Here is a 19,800-nt window from a genome sequence, read left to right on the forward strand (position 1 = left end):
ACCGCGACTTTATTCGACTGTTTGGACGACGCGAACGGAGCCATCTGGGGCTCACCGGCGAGCGGCAGCTCGCACCAAACAGGAGAATTTCGATGGCAACCCTTCCCCTCAATTCCCGTGCAGTCTCTTATACTCCCGGCGCGCTTCCCGCGGTCGGCCGTGTCGGCCTCGCATCCATCTTCGTACTGAGCGGCCTGGCAAAGGTCGCGGCACCGGCTGCCACCGTCGGCTACATCGCGTCGGTCGGCCTCCCCCTTCCTTATCTGGGCCTCGCGATCGCGCTGATCATCGAGCTGGTCGGCGGTGCGGCACTGATCCTCGGCTACCGCACGCGTTTGGTCGCGGGCGTCCTCGCGGCCTTCTCGATCGTCACCGCCCTCGCCTTCCACAGCGCGCTCGGCGATCAGAACCAGTTCATCCATTTCTTCAAGAACGTCGCGATCGCCGGCGGCCTCCTGAACGTCATCGCATTCGGCGGCGGCGCATGGAGCCTGGATGCACGCCGATAAACGATCGGCACACGGACGTTAGACCACCGGGCGGCATGCCGTCCGGTGGTATCTGCATCAACATGTCAACACCGGCAAAGCTACCGCCTTTTACCGCGCTTAACTGAGGCACCGCCGCGACTTCCGATACCACTCGATCCGCGGGTGGCTTCACCGTCCCGCAGTCATCGAACTGGAGGGACGCATGAAGAGGCTTCTGGCACTCGCCTTGGGATGTTCGGCGCTGGCCGGTGCGGCCGACGCCCAGACCGTCTGCCGCCCCGCGACAACCGCTACCGCTGCGCAGGTCCCGGTCGTGCGATACAAGTCGGTGAAGATCGAGGGCGTCAACGTCTTCTACCGCGAGGCCGGCCCCGCAAACGCGCCGGTGCTCCTCCTCCTCCACGGCTTTCCGACCTCGTCGCACATGTTCCGGAACCTCATCCCGCTGCTGGCGGATCGGTACCACGTCATCGCGCCCGACTATCCCGGCTTCGGTCAGAGCGATGCGCCCGACCATAACCGCTTCAGCTACACGTTCGCCAAGCTGGCGGACACGGTCGATACGCTCGTCACGACGCTCGGCGTCACCCGGTACAGCATGTACGTCATGGATTACGGCGCGCCGGTCGGCTACCGGCTCGCGCTCAAGCATCCCGAGCGCGTGCAGGCGCTCATCGTCCAGAACGGCAACGCCTACATCGAAGGGCTCGGCGCGTTCTGGGATCCGATCAAGGCCTATTGGGCGGACCCTTCGTCGCCCGCGCGGCGCGCCGCCTTGAACGGTCTGGTCACGCTCGAAACGACGAAGTTCCAGTATACCGACGGCATGGGTGAGCTCGCCCGGATCAGTCCCGACAACTGGGTCGTCGATCAGGCCTTGCTCGATCGACCCGGCAACCGCGACATCCAGCTGGACCTGTTCCGCGACTACGGCACGAATGTCCCGCTCTACCCCAGGTTTCAGGCGTTCTTCCGCGATCACAAGCCGCCGACGCTGATCGTCTGGGGCAAGAACGACAAGATCTTCCCCGAACCGGGCGCGCACCCGTATCGGCGCGATCTGCCCAACGCGGAAATGCACATCCTCGATACCGGCCACTTCGCGCTCGAGGACAAGCTCGACGTCATGGCACCGCTGATCCGCAACTTCCTCGACAGGACGGTCTGCCGGTAACCGCCGACACCCGATCCCCGCGAAGACCCTATCCGAAAAGAGGCAGGACATGACGGACACCGCGAACAGCATCGGCACCGCGCCCGCCGCCGGACCGACAACCTCGATCGTGCTCGTCCACGGCGCATTTGTCGACGCCTCCGGCTGGCAGCCGGTGTACGCCGACCTTGTCGGACGCGGGTTCGAGGTCCTCGTCGTGCAACATCCGACGATCACCCTGGCTGACGACGTCGCCGTCACCGAACGCGCGATCGCGGCCGCCCGCCATCCCGTCATTCTGGTCGGACACAGTTACGGCGGTGCGGTGATCACCGAGGCCGGCGCGCATCCGCGGGTGGCGGCACTCGTCTACCTCGCCGCGTTCGCCCCGGCCGAAGGGGGATCCGTCGCGGCCCTGACCTCGGCTCCCCCGGAACCCGGCGAGGCTCCGGCACCGGTCCTGCCGCCCCAGGACGGTTTCCTCATCGTCGATCCGGCGCGCTTCGCACAGGCGTTCGCCGCCGACGTCGATCGCGCGACGACCCGGTTCATGGCCGCCGCCCAGCTACCCTGGGGCCTCGGGGCGGTGACCGCGACCATTGGCCGCGCCGCCTGGCGGACCAAGCCGTCGCACTATATGGTCGCGACGAGCGACCTGATGATCCCGCCGCGCGCGCAGCGGATGATGGCCGAACGCATCGGCGCCACGATGGTGGAGGTCGACAGCAGCCATGCCGTCATGCTGTCGCATCCGCGCGAAGTCGCCGATCTGATCGCGACGGCTGCGGCCACGGTCGGCTGAGATGGCCCCCGCCCCCGCCGCCCCGCCAGTGACCTACCACCGGACCGCGAAGATCGCGGGAATCGACATCTTCTACCGCGAGGCGGGATCTCCCGACGCGCCCGTTGTGGTCCTCCTGCACGGCTTTCCAAGCTCTTCGCACATGTACCGCAACCTGATTCCGGCGCTGGCCGACGCCTACCACGTCATCGCGCCGGACCTGCCGGGCTTCGGCCTCTCCGAAATGCCGCCGCTCCACGCGTTCGAATATGGGTTCGCAAAATTCGCGGACGTCGTCGACGGCCTGCTCGAGACGCTCGGCGTTCGGCGATACGCCCTCTACGTCATGGACTATGGCGCGCCGGTCGGGTTTCGGCTCGCGCTTGCACATCCGGACCGGATCTCGGCCCTGATCATCCAGAACGGCAACGCCTATGAAGACGGCATGCAGGCGTTCTGGGCGCCGACCCGAGCATTCTGGGCGGACGACACCCCGGCCACCCGCGATGCGATGCGGCCATTCATGAGCCTCGAAGGGACGCGCTTCCAATATGTGACCGGCGTGGACGATGTCGCCAGGCTCGATCCCGCCGCCTGGCTCCACGACCAGCTGTTCCTCGATCGACCGGGCGCCGTCGACATCCAGTTCGCGATCATCCGCGACTATCGTTCGAACCTGGCGCTCTACCCGGCGTTCCACGCCTACTTGCGCGCCTGCCGCCCCCCCGCGTTGATCCTGTGGGGGGCCCGCGATCCCATCTTCCGCCCGGATGGCGCGCACGCCTTCCTTCGCGATCTCCCCGACGCGGAGCTCCACCTTCTCGAAACCGGACACTTCGCGCTCGAAGACCGCGCCGATGAAATGGTGCCCCTGATCCGAACCTTCCTCGCGCGGCATCTCGCTGCGCAGCCCCAGCCATCATCCCCCGCCAGCACAGGAGATCGACGATGACATCCCATCCCACCGCGAAGCCGAGCACGCTCCCGACCGGCGGCGGCGCCGCGCTGATGGACCCGGCCGACACCTTGGTCCTGCTCCTCGATCATCAGTCCGGTCTGTTTCAGACGGTCAAGGACATCCCCGTCGCCGACCTGCGGCGGAACGTCGCGATGATCGCCAGGCTCTGCACCCTCCTCGACATCCCGGTGATCACGACCGCGTCCGAACCGTCTGGAACCAATGGCCCGCTGATGCCGGAGATCCACGAACTGGCTCCGCATGCCGTCTACGTCGCCCGCAAAGGCGAGGTGAACGCATGGGACAATGCCGACTTCGTCGCCCAGGTTGAGTCGACCGGACGCAGGACGCTCGTCATGGCCGGCGTCTGGACCAGCGTCTGCGTCATGTTCCCGGCGCTCGATGCCCGCGTCGCCGGGTATGACGTCTACGCTGTGATCGATGCGTCGGGGGACCCGAGCGAATTGGTTTCCCGCACCTCGCTGGCCCGCTTCGTCCAGGGTGGCGTGAAGCCGACGTCGACGAACGCGCTGCTGTCGGAACTGCATCGCACCTGGGCCCGGCCGGAGGCGGCCGATCTCGCGCAGCTTTATGGGCTCGTGGCGCCGAACTATGCTGCCGTCATGGAAAGCTACCAGCGCGCTCAGCAGGCCGCCCGGCAGTCCAGCTGAGCATCGGAGACGTGCCTTGTCCTACGGGTTCCTGGATATCGCCATAACGCCGAGCGTTCGTGACGCTCAGAAAGCCCTGAACGCGGATCATCTGTGGCAGGACTTCCGGGGGCACCGCGACTTCGACCGGTTCACCGCGAGGGAGACGGACTTCATCGCCCGCCGGGACAGCTTCTACATCGCTTCGGTGTCGGAAAGCGGCTGGCCGTATGTCCAGCATCGCGGTGGACCGGTCGGCTTTCTGAAAGTCGTCGATGACCGGACGCTGGCCTTCGCCGACTACCGCGGCAACCGCCAATATATCAGCACCGGCAATCTGGCGGCGAACGCCCGGGCATGCCTGATCCTCGTCGACTATCCCCGCCGGTCGCGCCTCAAGATCTACGCCCATGCCGAGAAAGTGTCGCTCAACGCCGATCCGGCGCTTACCGCCCTGGTCGGCGACGATCGGTATGGCGCGGACCTCGAACGCATCTTCCGCCTGCGGTTGCAGGCCTTCGACTGGAACTGTCCCCAGCAGATCGTGCCGCGTTTCACGCAAGCCGAGATCGACGTGGCCGTCCATCCCCTGCAGGAAAAGTTGGCTCAGCTCGAAGCCGAAAACGAGGCGCTCCGTAAGCGCATCGCCGACTGAGACGCCCCCCACGAGTACCGAGCCCTCCCGAACCGCTTTTGCCGTGGGGCGGATCCGGTTGCACTCCAGCCGACGCACCGTCCACTCAACAGGCTGCGTCCAGCTTGCCGCCGTCATGATCCGGCTACGCTGAACGGCGATACCGCCTAGTCGATCGCGGAGCACCCCACCGCGGACCCGCGCCCCCGAAAGAGCCGATTGGCCAGCCGCCCGGCCGCGTTCCACCAGCCAGTCCGCCGAGCCGCGCCGCGATCGTCATAGGCGACATAGGCGGGGATCGTCAGCATCACCTCCGTACCGCCGCCGACAGCAGAGCACACCGTGAGTGTGCCGCGCAGCTTCCTCGCCCGCTCGCGCATGCCTTGCAGGCCGTAATGCCCGTCCCTGCCGCCGCTATCGAGGATCGCGGGCGCGATCCCGATACCATTGTCGGCGAACCGGATCGAAAACGGCCGCGCGAAGCGAAGCTCGATCAGAAGCTCGGTTGCGCGGGCATGCAGCCGGACATTGGCGATCGCCTCGGCGGCGATATGCACGATCTCGTCGAGCGCGATCGGCGCAAGGCGGCGGGGATCGCCGATCGTCTGGATACGAACCGAAGACGCAGGATCGAAGCCCTGCGTGTCGGCGATCTCGGCGAGGATCGCGGCGATGCCGTCGGGATCATATCGCGCGCGCAGGTCGCGCACGCGATCCCGCCCTTCGGCAATTGCCCGGTCGGCGCGGGTCAGGGCGTGCTCCAGTTTCGAGCGTTCCGGCGCGCCTTGCGGCAGGTCTTCCGCCGCCACCTGGACGTGGAGGGTGAGGGTCTGAACCGATTGCAGCAGCGTGTCGTGCAGTTCGCGGGCGATGCGTTCGCGTTCGCCCATCCGCTCTGCCATCTGCGCGCGGATACGACGGGCGACCGCTCGCAGCCGCAAGGCATAGCCAAGCCAGACCAGCCCCAGCAGCCCGAAGCCGCAAAGCACGCGAAACGGCCAGCTCTGGAAGAATGTCGGCGGGATTTCGAACGCCAGTGTTGCGGGCCGTCGGCTCCATACGCCGTCATCGTTCGCCGCCATGAGCTGGAACTTGTAACGGCCCGGCCCAAGCCCCGTGTAAAAGGCCTCACGGCGCGGACCCGCATCGACCCAACCGTCGTCGACCCCCTCCAACTGGTAGCGGAACCGCACGCGGGACGGCACGGAAAGGCTGGTTGCGGTATACTCGATCTGGAGGTTGGACGCGCCTTTCGGCAGCGTGATGGGTGTATCCGCCGCATAGCTGCGGCCTCCGGAAACCAGGGACTGGACGACTACCGGCGGTGGAAGCGCGTTGAAGGACAGTCGCTTGGGGTCGATCCAGGCGACGCCGAGCCTCGTAATGAACCAGAGACGCCCGTCGGACGCCTCGATCGCCGTTTGCGACCAGGAATCCTGCTGCGCCACGCCGGGCATCCCATCGTTGCGATCGAACACGCGTGCCTTCAGCCGGCGAGCGGTATGGGCGAAGGCATCGTCCACGTCCGCGCGATCGATCCTGACCACGCCGGCCACGGTGTTGAGCCACAGGTCGCCTTCGGCCGTTTCGACGATCCCGGCCGTCCGGCTCAGGAACGGATGAACATCCGCCTTGAGGGTCACGAAGCGCCGGCCGTCGAACCGTGCCAACCCGAAGTCGCCGCCCGCATACACATGCCGTCCCCGGCCTGCGATGACCACAACGGTCCCCAGTGCGGGATCGTCCCGGGCGGAGAACACCCGTCGCGCGGGTCCATCGATCATCTCGATGCGGTGCGCTTCCGCGATCCATATCCGCCCGAGCGCGTCACGCAGCATCTGCATCGGCAGAATACTCCGTGACGCGAGGCGCGGTTCGGCCTTCCATCCATATGGCATCCGGCAAAAGGCGCCTTCCGCGGACGAGACGCAGATCCGACCCGCGGCGTCCTCGATGAGAGCAAACGGCCTGGGTCCCGCCCATGGCAACGGCACGTCCCGAACGCGGGTGCCGGACAGAATGCCGAGCGTTCGGTCCGTACCGATCCAGGTCCGTGACCGTGCATCCGTGTGAAGGACCAAGGTCCGCCGCGGCAGTTGCACCAACTTACGGGCGACACGGTCCGCGCTCGCCTGGAACAGGGCGTCGTTTGAAGTGACATACATCGTGCCTGCGGGGCCCGGCGCGATCCGGAAACCATTGCGCGAATCCGTCGGCAGGCCGGTCGCAACCACGGCGCTCGTCTCGCGAAACTGATCGAGACCAAGGTTCGTCCCCACCCAGACATTGCCTTCCCGATCCTCCAGGATCGGATTGGCAAGGTTGGACGTCAGGCCGCGCTCCACGCCGAACCTCTCCTTTGCGCCATCGGCCGGGAGCGTGCGGCCGACCAACCCGACGCTGCTGAGACGAAAGACGCCGCCACTTCCGTACGTTCCCCAAAGACTGCCGTGTCGATCGAACAGGATGCTCTCCGCCCGCGGATTGGCCGTCCCGGGCGGCACGATCCATGTCGGTGCGGCTTGGGCAGGCCATGCCGCGATGCGCTGGAGACCGGGGCGGGCGCCGGTGGTCAGCCATATCGCGCCGTCCGGCGACTGCTTGAGCTTCGGCCTGCCCGCTGCCGAGGCGGCGACGCGCGAAAAGCGACGTGCGCCTGGTCGCAACACCTCGAGTTCGCCACCCGCCGCGATCCACACCGATCCGTCTCGCGCGCCCAGGACGCTGGTCGCCGCGCCCGCGACGACCCCATAAGCGTCGCCAACACTCTCCCATCGACCCCTATGGAAGCGCGCGACCCCTCCCCTGTCATCCTCGCCAAGGGCCGCCCAGATCCCGCCTGCGCGGTCCTCGGCCAGCTCCAGCACCGGGACCGGCGGCAGGCCCAAGTCGAAAATGGTCAAATGGCCCGAGCGGAGTCTCGCCACGGCGCCCGATGCAAAGCCAATCCAGAGGTCACCGCTGCGGGTGGCCAGCAGCGAATTGACGTTGAGCGAGGGAAGGCGTTCGCCGCCAAATGGTCGAAACTTCTCGAAACGAGCGCCGTCGAACCGGTAAAGTCCGCTTCCCGTGCCCAGCCAGAGATATCCGTCGTTCGACTGGGCCAGAGCCCAGATCTCCGGTGGCGCGCCGTCTCTCGATGTCCAGGCGGTGTGCCGCAGTTGCTGGAGGCTGCGCTGCGCATTCGCTACGCCTGCTTCGCACAGGCTCAATAGCGCGGTCAGCATCGCCAGCAGAAGGAATTTCGGAACGGACGACATCCCTCACATCTTCTTTCAAGGCGGACGCGGCGTCATCTGGCGACCTGTCCGTGACTATTTTATTTCAGAAATAGCAATACGGTGCTGCATCCGCCGACGTTCATTATCAAATTCAGGCCGATACAAGATAACCGATGTTCCCGCATTGTAGCGATCGTCCAAATGGGTGAAACCAGTCGAATTGGGCTTGCCTCGTTAAAGTGGATAAGTATTGCCTCAGCGTGACGTGGTTCGTTTGAACTGCGTGGGGCGCAGGGGTCGAGCACGAAGTGGCGCCGGACGAAGTTGTAGATGAAGCGCGCTGAGCGCGATTTGCCCGGAAACTGCGACATCCTCCCGATCAGTGGCGGCACCGCTCTATCGTCCATTGACGTTTTTAAGGAGACGGGGCTGATGAGCGTGTGAGCATCGGTCCCATGTCCCTTTTCCTCGGCCTGTTCGAGGCGCAGATGCTGGTGCTCGCCACCGCCATCATCGTCGGCCGGCGGGGGGCAGCGCAAAATTATCTCGGCGCGCTGCTGATCGTCCTGTGCGGGATGCTGACCCCGTTCACCATCGGCTATGCCGGCTTCTACGATCGCTGGCCTTGGCTGTCGTTCGCACCGTTCGCCGTGCCGCTTGCCATGGGGCCACTCCTCTACGCTCACCTGAACGCACTGGTCTTCGATCGTCCGATCTCACGCTGGCACGCCGCCTTGCCCGTGGCCCAATTCGCCTACCAGGCGGTCGCGTTCTGCCTTCCGCTCGACTTGCGCGGGGCGTTCGATCGTGAGGTCCAGCGCCCGTGGCTCGATCCGATCCTGGCGATCCTGCTGCTCATCTCGATGGTCGGCTATGCCGCGGCGGGCTTGCGCGCGTTGCGCCGGCACCGGGCATGGCTCTCGGCACGCCGGGCGGACCTTGCGGCGGCGCGGCGGGTGCGGGCGGTGCTGATCGCCTATGCCGCCATCGTGGCGGTCCGGACGGGGTATCTCGCTGCCGACGCACTGGTCGCGCCGCTGTCCTACTTCGACATGTTCGGCTTCTACGTCGTGCTGGCGATCGTCGGCAATTACCTGGCGATCGAAGGTTGGCGTCACGCCGACGCCCGACCGCACCCGATCGTCGAGCCCGTCGAGCGCGACTGGTCCCCGATCGCCGCCGACTGGATGCGCCGTATCGAGGAGCAAGGCTGGTGGCGCGATCCGGATCTCGATCTGGCAGGGCTGGCGCGCCGGCTCGGTACCAACACGGCCTATCTGTCGCGGGGGCTGAACGACGGCCTCGGGCTCGGGTTCGCCGAGGCCATCAACGGACTGCGCGTCGAGCATGTCGCCGCCCGGCTACGGGATGGGACCGATGCCGATATCCTGACGCTTGCGATCGATGCCGGCTTCGGATCGAAGGCGACGTTCAACCGCGTCTTCAAGGACCGGTTCGGCGTCACCCCGTCCGCCTATCGCCGCGTCTCAACCGACAAAAACGTCGCGGGACCCCCGGATATGCAGCGCACCGGCTGACAGCCGGAGGCATCGGCTTCGGAGCACATTCGCCCGGAGCACCACCATGATCCAACTCGATCGTCGCCAAATCCTGACGGGAGCGTCTGGACTGGCCGCCGCCCTCCTCCCTGCCCCCGCCCTGGCAGCCGGCGACCTGCTGTCACCAGCCGCGATGCGCCAAGACATCGGCATCCTGTACGATGCCTATGCCAGCCTGCATCCGGGCCTCTATCGCTACCTAACTCCCGCTGGGTTCCAGCGGGAATGTCGGCGCCTCGATCGGTTCGCCGGCACCCCCCGCAGTTTGGGCGAGTTCTACATGGCGCTGGCGGCGTTCACCGCGACGATCCGGTGCGGCCACAGCTTCCCCAACCCCGCCAACCAGACGCCGGCCGTGGCGGCCACGCTGTTCGGCAGGCCCGACCGCCTGCCGTTCGCCTTCATCTGGCTCGACCAGCGCATGATCGTCACCGCCGATCTCGGCAGCGGGCACAATCTGCCGGCGGGAACTGAGATAGTCGCGATCGACGGGATCGCCGCACGGGTCATGCTGGCGAGGATGCTCCCATATGCCCGCACCGACGGCGGGAACGACGCGCGGAAGGTTGCCGATCTCGGTATCCCCGGCGGCGCCGATCAGCCGGCCTTCGACGTCCTGCGCGCGCTGCTCTCTCCGTCGTCCGGGCAATCGGCCCGTATCGTGGTCCGCACCGCCGGCGGCACCGCGACGGTCGCATGTCCCTTGATGACCGCCTCAGCACGCGACGCGGCGTTGCGTCCTCCATCCCAAGCATCCCCCTATGGCTGGACGTTCGATCTGCGTGGTGATGTCGGCGTCCTCACCATGCCGACATGGGCGGTCTTCCGTGACGAATGGGATTGGCGCGGCTTCATCGACGCGAGCCTGGATACGGCGGTCGACCGCAAGCTGTCGGGCCTCGTTGTGGACATCCGCGACAATGGCGGCGGCCTAGACTGCGGGGCGGCGATCATCGCCCGCCTGATCGATACGCCCCTGGCGACCGACAGCTATTCCCGCCATGTGCGCTACCGGAAGATCCCCGATCGGCTGTCCCCCTACCTCAAGACGTGGGACCGCAGCTTCCGGGATTGGGGAGCCTCCGCCGTCGGCCCCGACGCGGCGGGCTTCTATGCTCTCACGCGCCCCGGCGATGCGTCCGACACGGATCTCATCCGACCGGCCGGCCGGCGGTTCGCGGGCAAGGTCGCCGTGCTCGTCGGGCCAAAGAATGCGTCAGCCACCTTAAGCTTCGCCGGCCTCATGCAGCGGCACCGACTGGGTACGCTGGTCGGCGAGCAGACCGGCGGAAACCGGCGCGGCATCAATGGCGGCGCGTTCTTCTTCATCAACCTGCCGGCATCGGGCATCGAGGTCGATCTGCCCCTGATCGCCTACTGGCCCGACGTGCCGCAACCGGATGCCGGAGTGATGCCGGACATCCGGGTTCCGGCGCGCGCCGTCGATGTGCAGGCCGGGCAGGACCGCCAACTCGCGCGGGCCATCCTTGCCGCCTCAGCACCGGCCTAACCCTTTGTCACGCGGCCTCCCGGCCCACACCGCTGTTGCGACGACCGTAAGCCGCATAGAGCGCCAGCCCTGCCACGTTCCACATCACGAACCGCACCAGCGTCGAGGACGGCAGGCTGGCCAACAGGTAGAGGCACCCCAGCACCGTCACCGTCCCGACCACATAGGCGGCGGGGCAACGAAACAGACGGGGCAGCTGCGGTGCGGTGCGACGCAGGACCATCAGGCAGATGCCGACCGAGATGAACGCGATCAACGTCCCGGCATTGGCCAGTTCGGCAATCTCGTCGAGCCGGAAGAAGCCGGCGACCGCGGCGATCGACAGGCCGGTCAGCACCGTGATCAACGTCGGCGATCCCGTCCGCCGGCTCACCTTCGCCAGCCCGCGGGGCAGCAGACCGTCGCGCGCCATGACGAAGAAGATCCGGCTCTGGCCGTACATCATCACCAGAATGACCGACGGCAGCGCGATCACCGCGGCAAGCGCGATCAGCTGTGCCGCGAACGGCTGGTTCAGCTGTCGCAGGACAAGCGCGAGCGGTTCCGGGGAATTGGCCAGCTGCGTGAACGGCATGGCACCGATCGCCGTCACCGCGACCGCCATGTAGATCACGGTGCAGACGAGCATCGACCCGACGATCCCGATGGTCAGGTCGCGCTTCGGGTTCTTCGTCTCCTCCGCCGATGTGGCGACCGCGTCGAAGCCGTAGAAGGCGAAGAACACGATCGCTGCGGCCGCCATCACGCCGCGCTTGTGCCCGGCCACTTCCGTCGATCCAAAGCCGTAGGGCATGAACGGATGCAGGTTCGCGTTCTGGAACGCGGGCAGCGCGTAGACGACGAAGATCGTCAGCGCGACGAGCTTGATCAGGACCAGCACGATATTCAGCGTCGCGCTCTGCCGCGTGCCGAGGATCAGCATCCCCATGACGGCAAGCGAGACGAGCACCGCCGGCATGTTGACGATGCCGCCGCCATGCGGCCCGACCAGCAACGCCTGCGGCAGGTGGATCCCCGCCGTCTCGATCCAGCCGACCAGATATCCCGACCAGCCCACCGCGACCGTCGAGCAGGCCAGCGAATATTCCAGGATCAGGCTCCATCCGACGACCCAGGCGACGGTTTCGCCAAGCGCCGTGTAACTGAACGTATAGGCACTGCCCGCCGCCGGGATCAGCGTCGCCAGTTCGGTATAGGCCAGCGCCGCGCACGCGCAGATGACGCCGCAGATCACGAAGGCCAGGATGACGCCCGGCCCCGCCCGCTCCGCCCCGACCCCCACCAGCGTATAGATCCCGGTCCCGACGATCGCGCCGACGCCGAGCGCGATCAGATGCGGCCAGCTCAGCGTCTTGGCGAGGCTATGTTCCTGGCCATGGGCCGACGATTCGAACGATTTGCGTGGTCCAAACATTGCCCATCCCCGAATATGGTTACGCGTCGCGCGCCGTCCCGAACTGGTGCCGCAGTTGAGTCGGCCTCGATTGCAAATGGCCGGCAAGCAGCGTCAGCATCCGCCCCTCATCGCGGACAATCCTCGCGCCCAGCCGGCCGCAAATGCGCGCCGTGACGATCTGCCCACGGACAACGATGCGCATCGATGTGCGGCTCGGCAGGCGGGATTACCGCGCCGGTACCGCACAGGCTTCATGAAACCTGGAAACCTTCCCAGAAACGGTCTTCCCGGTCGATCCAGATCGTGTTGAACCCGGTCGCGACGGCCGATCCCTCGATCGACGGAATGATCGCGGCCGTGTCGCCCAGGCTCGTCGCCGCCTCCACACGCCCGACGAACCGGCTGCCGATGTAGCTTTCGTGGACGAAGCGGTCGCCAACCGCCAATCGGCCGCTGTCCGCCAGATGCGCCAGCCGTGCGGAGGTGCCGGTGCCGCACGGGCTTCGGTCGATCGCCTTGTCGCCGTAGAAGACCGCGTTGCGCCCGTCCGCGCCGTCGCCGCGGGGCACATCGGCCCACAGCACGTGGCTGACGCCGCGGATCGTCGGGTCGATCGGGTGGACCGGCTCGAACACGGCCCGCACCGCCTCCCGGACGCGACCGCTCAGCGCGACGATCTCCGCCGCGCCGAGATCGTCGAGGCCGGTGTAACGCCCCTGCGGCTCGACGATCGCATAGTAGTTTCCGCCATAGGCCACGTCGACGACGAGCGGTCCGATGCCGTCGATATCCACCTGGATACCCCGCGCGGCGACGTAGGCCGGCACGTTGGTGATCCGGACCGACGTGACCTTCGGGCCATCGGTCTCGTACGTCACGTCGATCACGCCGGCGGGTACTTCGATCCGCAACCGTCCCGGCGCGCCCGGCTGGATCAGGCCGTGTTCCAAACCGAACGTCACCATCCCGATCGTGCCGTGCCCGCACATCGGCAGGCATCCGCTCGTTTCGATGAACAGGATGCCGATATCGGTGTCGGCTCGCGTCGGCGGATACAGGAATCCGCCGGACATCATGTCATGCCCACGCGGTTCGAAACAGAGCCCGGTGCGGATCCAGTCGAACCGCGCCATGAAGTCCTGCCGCCGTTCGGACATCGACGCGCCCTTCAGCAACGGCGCACCGCCCGCAACCAGGCGAACCGGGTTACCGGCGGTGTGCCCATCGATGCAGAAGAATGTGTGCCGCATCAGGCGGGGGCAAGCGCCGGTTCGGCGGGCGAAAGCGTCGGCCGCGTCGCCGCCGCCTGCTCGACCATCGCGATCACCTCGGCCCGGCGCGCCCCGACCAGCGGGTAACGCGGCGGCAGGACGCGCTCGGACCCGCGACCCATCACCTGCTCGGCCAGCTTGATCGACTGGACCAGGTCATGCTCGGCATCCAGGTGGAGCAGCGGCATGAACCAGCGATAGATCTCCATCGCCTTGGCATGATCGCCGCGCTGGAACGCGTTGACCAGTTCGACGGATTCCCGCGGAAACGCGTTGGTCAGGCCGGAAACCCAGCCCTGCGCGCCGAGGAACAGCCCCTCCAGCGCGACGTCGTCGAGCCCGGCGAACAGCACGTAGCGATCGCCGAACGCATTCTTCACGTCGGAGAAACGGCGCGTGTCGGGCGCCGACTCCTTGACCGCGACGATGTTGGCAACGTCGACCAGTGCGGCCAGCACCTCGTTGTCGATCAGCGTGCGATAGGCGGGCGGGTTGTTGTACAACATGATGGGCAGGCCGACCTGTTCGGCCACACCCCTGAAATGCAGCACCAGTTCGGCCGGCTTCGGCACATAGACCATCGGCGGCAACAGCATCAGGCCGTCCGCCCCGACCTTTTCCGCCGTCTGCGCATAACGGACCGCGCGGCGCGTATCATATTCCGAAACGCCGGTGATCACCGGCACACGGCCATGCACCGCCTCGACGATCGCGGTCAGTATCTCGACCTTCTCGTCATAATCGAAGGAGTTGTTCTCGCCGACCGTGCCGAGTGCGATGACACCCGTCACGCCGTCGCGGATCAGATCGTCGACGACACGTTGCGTGTCGCCCAGATCGACGGTCATGTCCTCGCGGATCTGCGTCGTGACGGCCGGAAACACGCCTTTCCATTCGACTGACATTCGGTATCGACCTTCCTGTTTCTCAATCTATATACTGTATACGAAAATCGCAGATACGGTGCAACAGGAGAATGACGTGGGCGGGATCGGGATCGTGGGGGGCGGCATCGTCGGACTCAGCTGCGCACTCGCCATGCTCGATCGGGGGCGTGGCGTTACAGTGTTCGAACGCGCCGCCGATTACAACGCCGCATCCTGGGGAAATGCCGGTCATATCGCGGTCGAGCAGGTGGCACCGCTCGCCTCCCCCGCCGCGTTGCGGTCCGCGCCGTCGCGGCTGTTCGGCGTCGGCGGTGCTCTGGCGCTGCCGCCATCGATGATCGGGCGCTGGCTGCCGTTCGTCCTGCGCCTGGCCGGTGCGTCGACGCCCGGCCGCTTTGCCGCCGGAACAGCCGCGCTCACGCCGCTGCTGGCCGGCGCCATGCCGGCCTGGCGCGATCTGGCGGCGGCGATCGGCACGCCGGACCTGCTGCGGGAGGATGGCCACATCGTCGTCTGGGACACGCCTGCGGCCGCCCGCCGCGGCCGCGAACGCTGGTCGCAAACCGTGATCGGCACGGCCCAGATCGTCGACGCCGAACCGGACATGCTGCAACGACTGGGCACCCTGACCGAACATGTCGGCGGCGCGATCCGCTTCACCGGCAGCGGACAGATTGCGGACCTCCGCCGGCTCGCCGTGGCGCTCGAGGCCGCGGTCGTGGCGCGGGGCGGCCGGATCGTCCGGCAGGATGTCCGGCTGATCGAGACCGCGGGACGGATCGCCGTCGCCGGGCATGATATCGATCAAGTCCTGGTGGCCGCGGGCGTGCGGTCGCGCGCGCTGCTCGAACCGCTCGGCTACCGCGTGCCGATGATCGCCGAGCGCGGCTATCATGTCCGGGCACGCGCCGATCGCTGGCCGGCGGACCTGCCGCCCGTCGTGTTCGAGGACCGATCGATGATCGTCTCGCGTTATGCCGACTGCGTTCAGGCGGCGAGCTTCGTCGAACTCGGCGACCCCGATGCGCCGGCCGATCCGCGCAAGTGGGAACGGCTGGAACAGCACGTCCGCACGCTCGGCCTTCCGATCGCGGGACCCTATGATCGCTGGATGGGCGCACGTCCGACCCTGCCCGACTATCTCCCGGCCATCGGCCGCTCCACCCGACACGCCAACCTGATCTACGCGTTCGGGCACCAGCATCTCGGCCTGACGCTGGCGCCGGTGACCGCGCGACTGGTCGCCGCGCTGATGCTGGGGCAAACTTCTTCAATTCCGCTCGACCCGTTCGACCTCAACCGGTTCCGCAACACAGGACGTCACCCATGACCATCGGCGGATCCACTGTCGCGCGCGAACTGGCGAGCCTTCACGCCTGGCCAACGCCCGCACCGCGCATCGCCGCGGCCGAACGCACGGCACGCCTCGCCAAGGCCCGCGCGCTGACGGAGGCCGCAGGCGCAACCGCGATCCTGATCGGCGCGGGGCCGAGCCTGCGGTATTTCACCGGCCTCCCCTGGCACGCGACCGAGCGGCTGGTCGCGCTTCTGCTCCCGGTAACCGGTCAGCCGATCCTGATCTGCCCACGCTTCGAACAGGGTTCGCTGGAGGCCGGACTCGAAATCGACGCGGACCTCCGCCTCTGGGAGGAGGACGAAAGCCCCTACGCACTGGTCGCCGATGCGATCGCGGGCCGGTTGCTGTTCGATCCGCAACTCCCCTACGGCATGGCGTCCGCACTGGCCGCCACCGGCCTCACGCTCGGCGATGGCGGCTCGGTCGTCGACACCTGTCGCATGATCAAGAGCCCGGCCGAACTCGCGTTGCTGACGCAGGCCAAGGCGATGACGCTCGAAGTCCAGCGCCGCGCCGCCCGCATCCTCCACCCCGGCGTCGCCGCCAGCACCGTCATACGCTTCATCGACGAGGCGCACCGCGCGATCGGCGCGTCAGGCTCGTACTTCTGCGCGGTCCAGTTCGGTCGCGCGACCGCATTCCCGCACGGCCTGCCCGGCGATCAGCGGCTGGAGGGGGACCAGCTTGTGCTGATCGACACCGGCTGCCAGGTCGAGGGCTATCATTCCGACATCACCCGCACCTACGCGTTCGGCAATGTCGGCGATGAGGCACGCGCGATCTGGGATGTCGAACATGCCGCGCAGGCCGCGGCCTTCGCGGCGGTCCGGCCCGGCGTCCCGTGCGAAGCGGTCGATGCCGCCGCCCGCGCGGTGCTGGAGAAAGCCGACCTCGGCCCAGACTACCGCCTCCCCGGCCTGCCGCACCGCACCGGCCACGGCATCGGCCTTTCGATCCATGAGCCCGCCTATCTCGTCCGCGGTGACCGGACGCCGCTTGCCCCCGGCATGTGCTTCTCGAACGAACCGATGATCGTCGTGCCCGACCGCTTCGGTATCCGGCTGGAGGATCATTTCCACGTCACCGAAACCGGTGCAGCCTGGTTTACCGAGCCGCAGCCGTCGATCGACCGCCCCTTCGGCTAGCGGCCAATCTCACTCCTCGTCGGGATAAGGCCCCTTGCCGCCCGCCGCGATCAACGCATCGGTCCGCGCCTGGATCACCGGCACCGGCACCGATCCCATCTCCAGCATCGCGTCGTGGAAGGCGCGGATGTTGAACTTCGCCCCCAGTGCGTCCTGCGCCTTCTTGCGCGCCGCCTGGAACGCCATCTGCCCCATATAATAGGACAGCGCCTGACCCGGCCACGCGATGTAGCGATCCACCTCGGTCTCGATCTCATGATCCGACAGCGCGGTGTTGTCGTGCAGATAATTCTGCGCTTGTTTCCGGCTCCAGCCCTTGGCGTGGATGCCGGTATCGACCACCAGCCGCGCCGCGCGCCACGCCTGGTAGCTCAGCATCCCGAACAGGTCGTACGGCGTCTCGTACATCCCCATGTCCTCGCCCAGCGTCTCGCAATACAGCGCCCAGCCCTCGCCATAGACCGACAGGTAGGTGTCGCGCCGGAACGCCGGCAGCGTCTTGTTCTCGGCAGCCAGCGGCATCTGGAACGCGTGGCCCGGCGCGCTTTCGTGCAGCGTCAGCGCGACCTGCGAGTAAAATGGCCGCGACGGCAGCGCATAGGTGTTGACCAGGTAGATCCCCGGCCCGCCGCGCCCCCCGGTGTAGAACGGCGCGATATCGGCCGGCACCGGCTTGATCGCGAACCGGCTGCGCGGCAGGTGGCCGAACCACTGCGACGCCTTGCCGTCGAACGTCTTGGCAATCCACGCCGCGCGGTACAGCAGCTCGTTCGGCGTCTTGGGGTAGAATATCGGATCGGTGCGCAGGTGGTTGAAGAACGCCTGCAGATCGCCCTGGAACTTCACGCTCCGCATCACGCCGTCCATCCGCGCGCGGATCTTGGCGACCTCGGCAAGCCCCAGCGCGTGAACCTGGTCGGGCGTCAGGTCCTCCGTCGTATATTCGCGGATCTTCGACTGATAATAGGCCTTCCCGTCGGGCAGGTCGTACGCGGCCAGCGTCTGGCGCGCATGCGGGATATAGTCGGTGCGCAGGAACGCGAGCAGCGCCGTATAGGCCGGGACGACAGCCTGCGAAATCGCCGCCGTCCCCTCCGCCCTGAGCGCCGCCTGATCCGCCGCGGAGATGGTCGATGGGAACGTCTTGAACGGTTCGTAGAACGGCGAATCCTGCGGCGTCTTCGCCTCCGCCACCTGCGCGACGCCCGTGTCGCGCCCGGTCAACGTCACGCGCGCCGGCGTGAAGCCCCGCGCCAGCCCGGCGCGCATGTTCCCGGTTTGCTGCGCGAAGTAACGCGGGATCTGGCGCATCACGGCGATATAGTCGCGATACTCCTTTACCGACTTGAAGTTGCCGCGCGCGCCCTCCGCCACGTCGCCCCAGAAACTCGTGTCCGCGGTCAGCGGCTTTTCATAGTCGCGGTAACGTTGCTCGGCGAGCAGCGCATCGATCTGCTGCGCATAGACCGCATAGTTGACGCGGTTCGCAGGCGACAGGCTGGCCGGCGCGATCGCCGCCAGTTGCCGCGAAACGTCCGTCCAGCGCGCAAGCCGCTCCGCCTGTGCCGCCGGCCCGACATCGGGCAGCTGCGGCGGCGCGTTCGGCGTGTCCTCGCCTTGCGCCATCTGGCGTTGCCGCCACGCATATTCCGCGGTGTAGAGCGCCTCGAACCGCGCATCGGCGGACGTCGCCGCCGCCGCTCGTGGCGGTGCAGCAGCCACCGCACCGACCGCGGCCGAACCCAGCGCCAGCGACAGGATCAGGGCCTTCATCATACTTCTCCCGGTATCAGCGCCAGAATCTCGCGGTGCAGCGCGCCCGGTACGACCACGCCCTCGGCCAGACTCCGCTCCCGCGCCGCGTAACGCCGCTGCGACGGCAGCCGCGCGCCCTGCGCCTCGATCGCCGCGAACATCGCCTCGGCGCGTCCCAGATGCTCGGCCGCCGCATCGCCCAGGAACCCGGCCGGATCGATCGCGATGATCAGCTCACCGCCGATCGGCGATCCGCCGCGACCCGCATCGGCGTCGATCGACTCCCGGCTGGTCATGTCGCCGATCAACGGCCCGGCGAGCAGTTCGACCATCGCCGCCAGCGCGGAGCCCTTGTGCCCGCCGAACGTCCGCATCGCGCCGTCCAGCACCGCCGCCGCATCGGTCGTCGGTTGCCCTTCGGCGTCGTACCCCCAGTCGTCCGGCACCGGCTTGCCCGCCCGCCGGTGCAGCTCGATCTCACCGCGCGCCACCGCACTCGTCGCGAAGTCGAACACGAACGGATGACCGCCCGGCCGCGGCCAGCCGAACGCGATCGGGTTGGTCCCGAACACCGGCTGCGTGCCCCCGGCCGGCGCGACCCAGGCATGGCTCGGCGTCACCGCGATCGCGACCAGCCCGTCCTCCGCCAGCGCCTCCACCTCGGGCCACAACGCCGCGAAATGGACCACGTTGTTCAGCGCCAGTGCCGCGATCCCATACTCCCGCGCCTTCCGCGCCAGCACCGGCCGCCCGCGTTCGAACGCCAGCTGCGCGAACCCGCCGCCGCCCTCGACGCGGACCAGCGCGCGCGCCGGCTCGCTCAACACCGGCTTCGCATCGACCACAACGACACCCCTGGCGATGCTGTTCGCCGCAACGAGCAGCCGGTAGACGCCGTGGCTCCTGCACCCGTCGCGCTCGCCCGCGACCATCGTCTCGGCCACCGCATCGGCATGGTCGGGCGCCAGACCCGCCCCGCGCAGCACCGTCCGCGCCAGCGTCCGCACGTCGTCGAGCGTCATCCGTACGTCG

General features: G+C 67.4%; 17 protein-coding genes. 10 read left to right on the top strand and 7 right to left on the bottom strand.

The genetic code is table 11. The features are described from left to right. The first annotated feature begins 92 nt into the window (after nt 1–92). The 6 genes from ACFSGX_RS15370 (at nt 93) to ACFSGX_RS15395 (ending at nt 4,688) form a co-directional block, all read left to right on the top strand. Complete coding sequence (locus ACFSGX_RS15370) at nt 93–509, top strand: DoxX family protein (protein ID WP_380931200.1); 417 nt, start codon at nt 93–95, stop codon at nt 507–509. Between the two features lie 184 nt (nt 510–693). Next, nucleotides 694–1,665 (top strand): alpha/beta fold hydrolase, encoded by a 972-nt coding sequence (locus ACFSGX_RS15375; RefSeq protein WP_380931201.1) that lies wholly within the window; start codon nt 694–696, stop codon nt 1,663–1,665. A 49-nt stretch (nt 1,666–1,714) separates the two neighbouring features. After that, entirely contained in the window at nt 1,715–2,446 is a 732-nt protein-coding gene (locus tag ACFSGX_RS15380) for an alpha/beta fold hydrolase (RefSeq protein WP_380931202.1), read from the top strand. A 1-nt stretch (nt 2,447) separates the two neighbouring features. Then, nucleotides 2,448–3,377: an alpha/beta fold hydrolase gene (locus tag ACFSGX_RS15385; protein WP_380931203.1), complete on the top strand. Its 930-nt coding sequence runs from the start codon at nt 2,448–2,450 to the stop codon at nt 3,375–3,377. Beyond that, nucleotides 3,374–4,054 carry an isochorismatase family protein gene (locus ACFSGX_RS15390; protein ID WP_380931204.1) on the top strand — a complete coding sequence of 227 codons (681 nt, stop codon included), beginning with the start codon at nt 3,374–3,376 and terminating at the stop codon, nt 4,052–4,054. Before ACFSGX_RS15385 ends, ACFSGX_RS15390 begins: the two co-directional genes overlap by 4 nt. Before the next feature lie 16 nt (nt 4,055–4,070). After that, a complete protein-coding gene (locus ACFSGX_RS15395) occupies nt 4,071–4,688 on the top strand; it encodes a pyridoxamine 5'-phosphate oxidase family protein (protein ID WP_380931205.1) in 618 nt (205 codons plus the stop codon). Nucleotides 4,689–4,834: 146 nt separating this feature from the next. Here ACFSGX_RS15395 and ACFSGX_RS15400 read toward each other — a convergent pair whose 3' ends face one another. After that, complete coding sequence (locus ACFSGX_RS15400; protein WP_380931206.1) at nt 4,835–7,927, bottom strand: sensor histidine kinase; 3,093 nt, start codon at nt 7,925–7,927, stop codon at nt 4,835–4,837. 416 nt (nt 7,928–8,343) lie between these two features. Between ACFSGX_RS15400 and ACFSGX_RS15405 the strand changes: the two genes are divergently transcribed. Together ACFSGX_RS15405 and ACFSGX_RS15410 are read left to right on the top strand one after the other, a co-directional pair. Then, complete coding sequence (locus ACFSGX_RS15405; RefSeq protein ID WP_380931207.1) at nt 8,344–9,426, top strand: AraC family transcriptional regulator; 1,083 nt, start codon at nt 8,344–8,346, stop codon at nt 9,424–9,426. Between the two features lie 46 nt (nt 9,427–9,472). Next, complete coding sequence (locus tag ACFSGX_RS15410; RefSeq protein WP_380931208.1) at nt 9,473–10,957, top strand: S41 family peptidase; 1,485 nt, start codon at nt 9,473–9,475, stop codon at nt 10,955–10,957. 7 nt (nt 10,958–10,964) lie between these two features. Here ACFSGX_RS15410 and ACFSGX_RS15415 read toward each other — a convergent pair whose 3' ends face one another. The 4 genes from ACFSGX_RS15415 to ACFSGX_RS15430 are packed head-to-tail and all read right to left on the bottom strand — an operon-like array spanning nt 10,965 to nt 14,529. Further along, entirely contained in the window at nt 10,965–12,371 is a 1,407-nt protein-coding gene (locus ACFSGX_RS15415; protein WP_380931209.1) for an amino acid permease, read from the bottom strand. Between the two features lie 19 nt (nt 12,372–12,390). Beyond that, on the bottom strand, nt 12,391–12,555 hold the full coding sequence (locus ACFSGX_RS15420) for a hypothetical protein (RefSeq protein WP_380931210.1): 165 nt from the start codon (nt 12,553–12,555) through the stop codon (nt 12,391–12,393). Between the two features lie 49 nt (nt 12,556–12,604). Beyond that, nucleotides 12,605–13,603 (bottom strand): 4-hydroxyproline epimerase, encoded by a 999-nt coding sequence (locus ACFSGX_RS15425; RefSeq protein ID WP_380931211.1) that lies wholly within the window; start codon nt 13,601–13,603, stop codon nt 12,605–12,607. Beyond that, nucleotides 13,603–14,529 (bottom strand): dihydrodipicolinate synthase family protein, encoded by a 927-nt coding sequence (locus ACFSGX_RS15430; RefSeq protein ID WP_380931212.1) that lies wholly within the window; start codon nt 14,527–14,529, stop codon nt 13,603–13,605. Before ACFSGX_RS15430 ends, ACFSGX_RS15425 begins: the two co-directional genes overlap by 1 nt. A 58-nt stretch (nt 14,530–14,587) precedes the next feature. Between ACFSGX_RS15430 and ACFSGX_RS15435 the strand changes: the two genes are divergently transcribed. Both ACFSGX_RS15435 and ACFSGX_RS15440 read left to right on the top strand, forming a co-directional pair. Beyond that, a complete protein-coding gene (locus ACFSGX_RS15435) occupies nt 14,588–15,841 on the top strand; it encodes an NAD(P)/FAD-dependent oxidoreductase (protein WP_380931213.1) in 1,254 nt (417 codons plus the stop codon). Then, nucleotides 15,838–17,013 (top strand): M24 family metallopeptidase, encoded by a 1,176-nt coding sequence (locus tag ACFSGX_RS15440; RefSeq protein ID WP_380931214.1) that lies wholly within the window; start codon nt 15,838–15,840, stop codon nt 17,011–17,013. The genes ACFSGX_RS15435 and ACFSGX_RS15440 overlap by 4 nt, the downstream gene beginning before the upstream one ends. Nucleotides 17,014–17,022: 9 nt before the next feature. Here ACFSGX_RS15440 and ACFSGX_RS15445 read toward each other — a convergent pair whose 3' ends face one another. Then, a complete protein-coding gene (locus ACFSGX_RS15445; protein ID WP_380931215.1) occupies nt 17,023–18,789 on the bottom strand; it encodes a DUF885 domain-containing protein in 1,767 nt (588 codons plus the stop codon). Then, entirely contained in the window at nt 18,786–19,790 is a 1,005-nt protein-coding gene (locus tag ACFSGX_RS15450) for an Ldh family oxidoreductase (RefSeq protein ID WP_380931619.1), read from the bottom strand. Before ACFSGX_RS15450 ends, ACFSGX_RS15445 begins: the two co-directional genes overlap by 4 nt. Nucleotides 19,791–19,800 lie beyond the last annotated feature (10 nt).

The organism is Sphingomonas arantia (assembly GCF_042682045.1).
Lineage (GTDB): Bacteria > Pseudomonadota > Alphaproteobacteria > Sphingomonadales > Sphingomonadaceae > Sphingomonas_R > Sphingomonas_R arantia.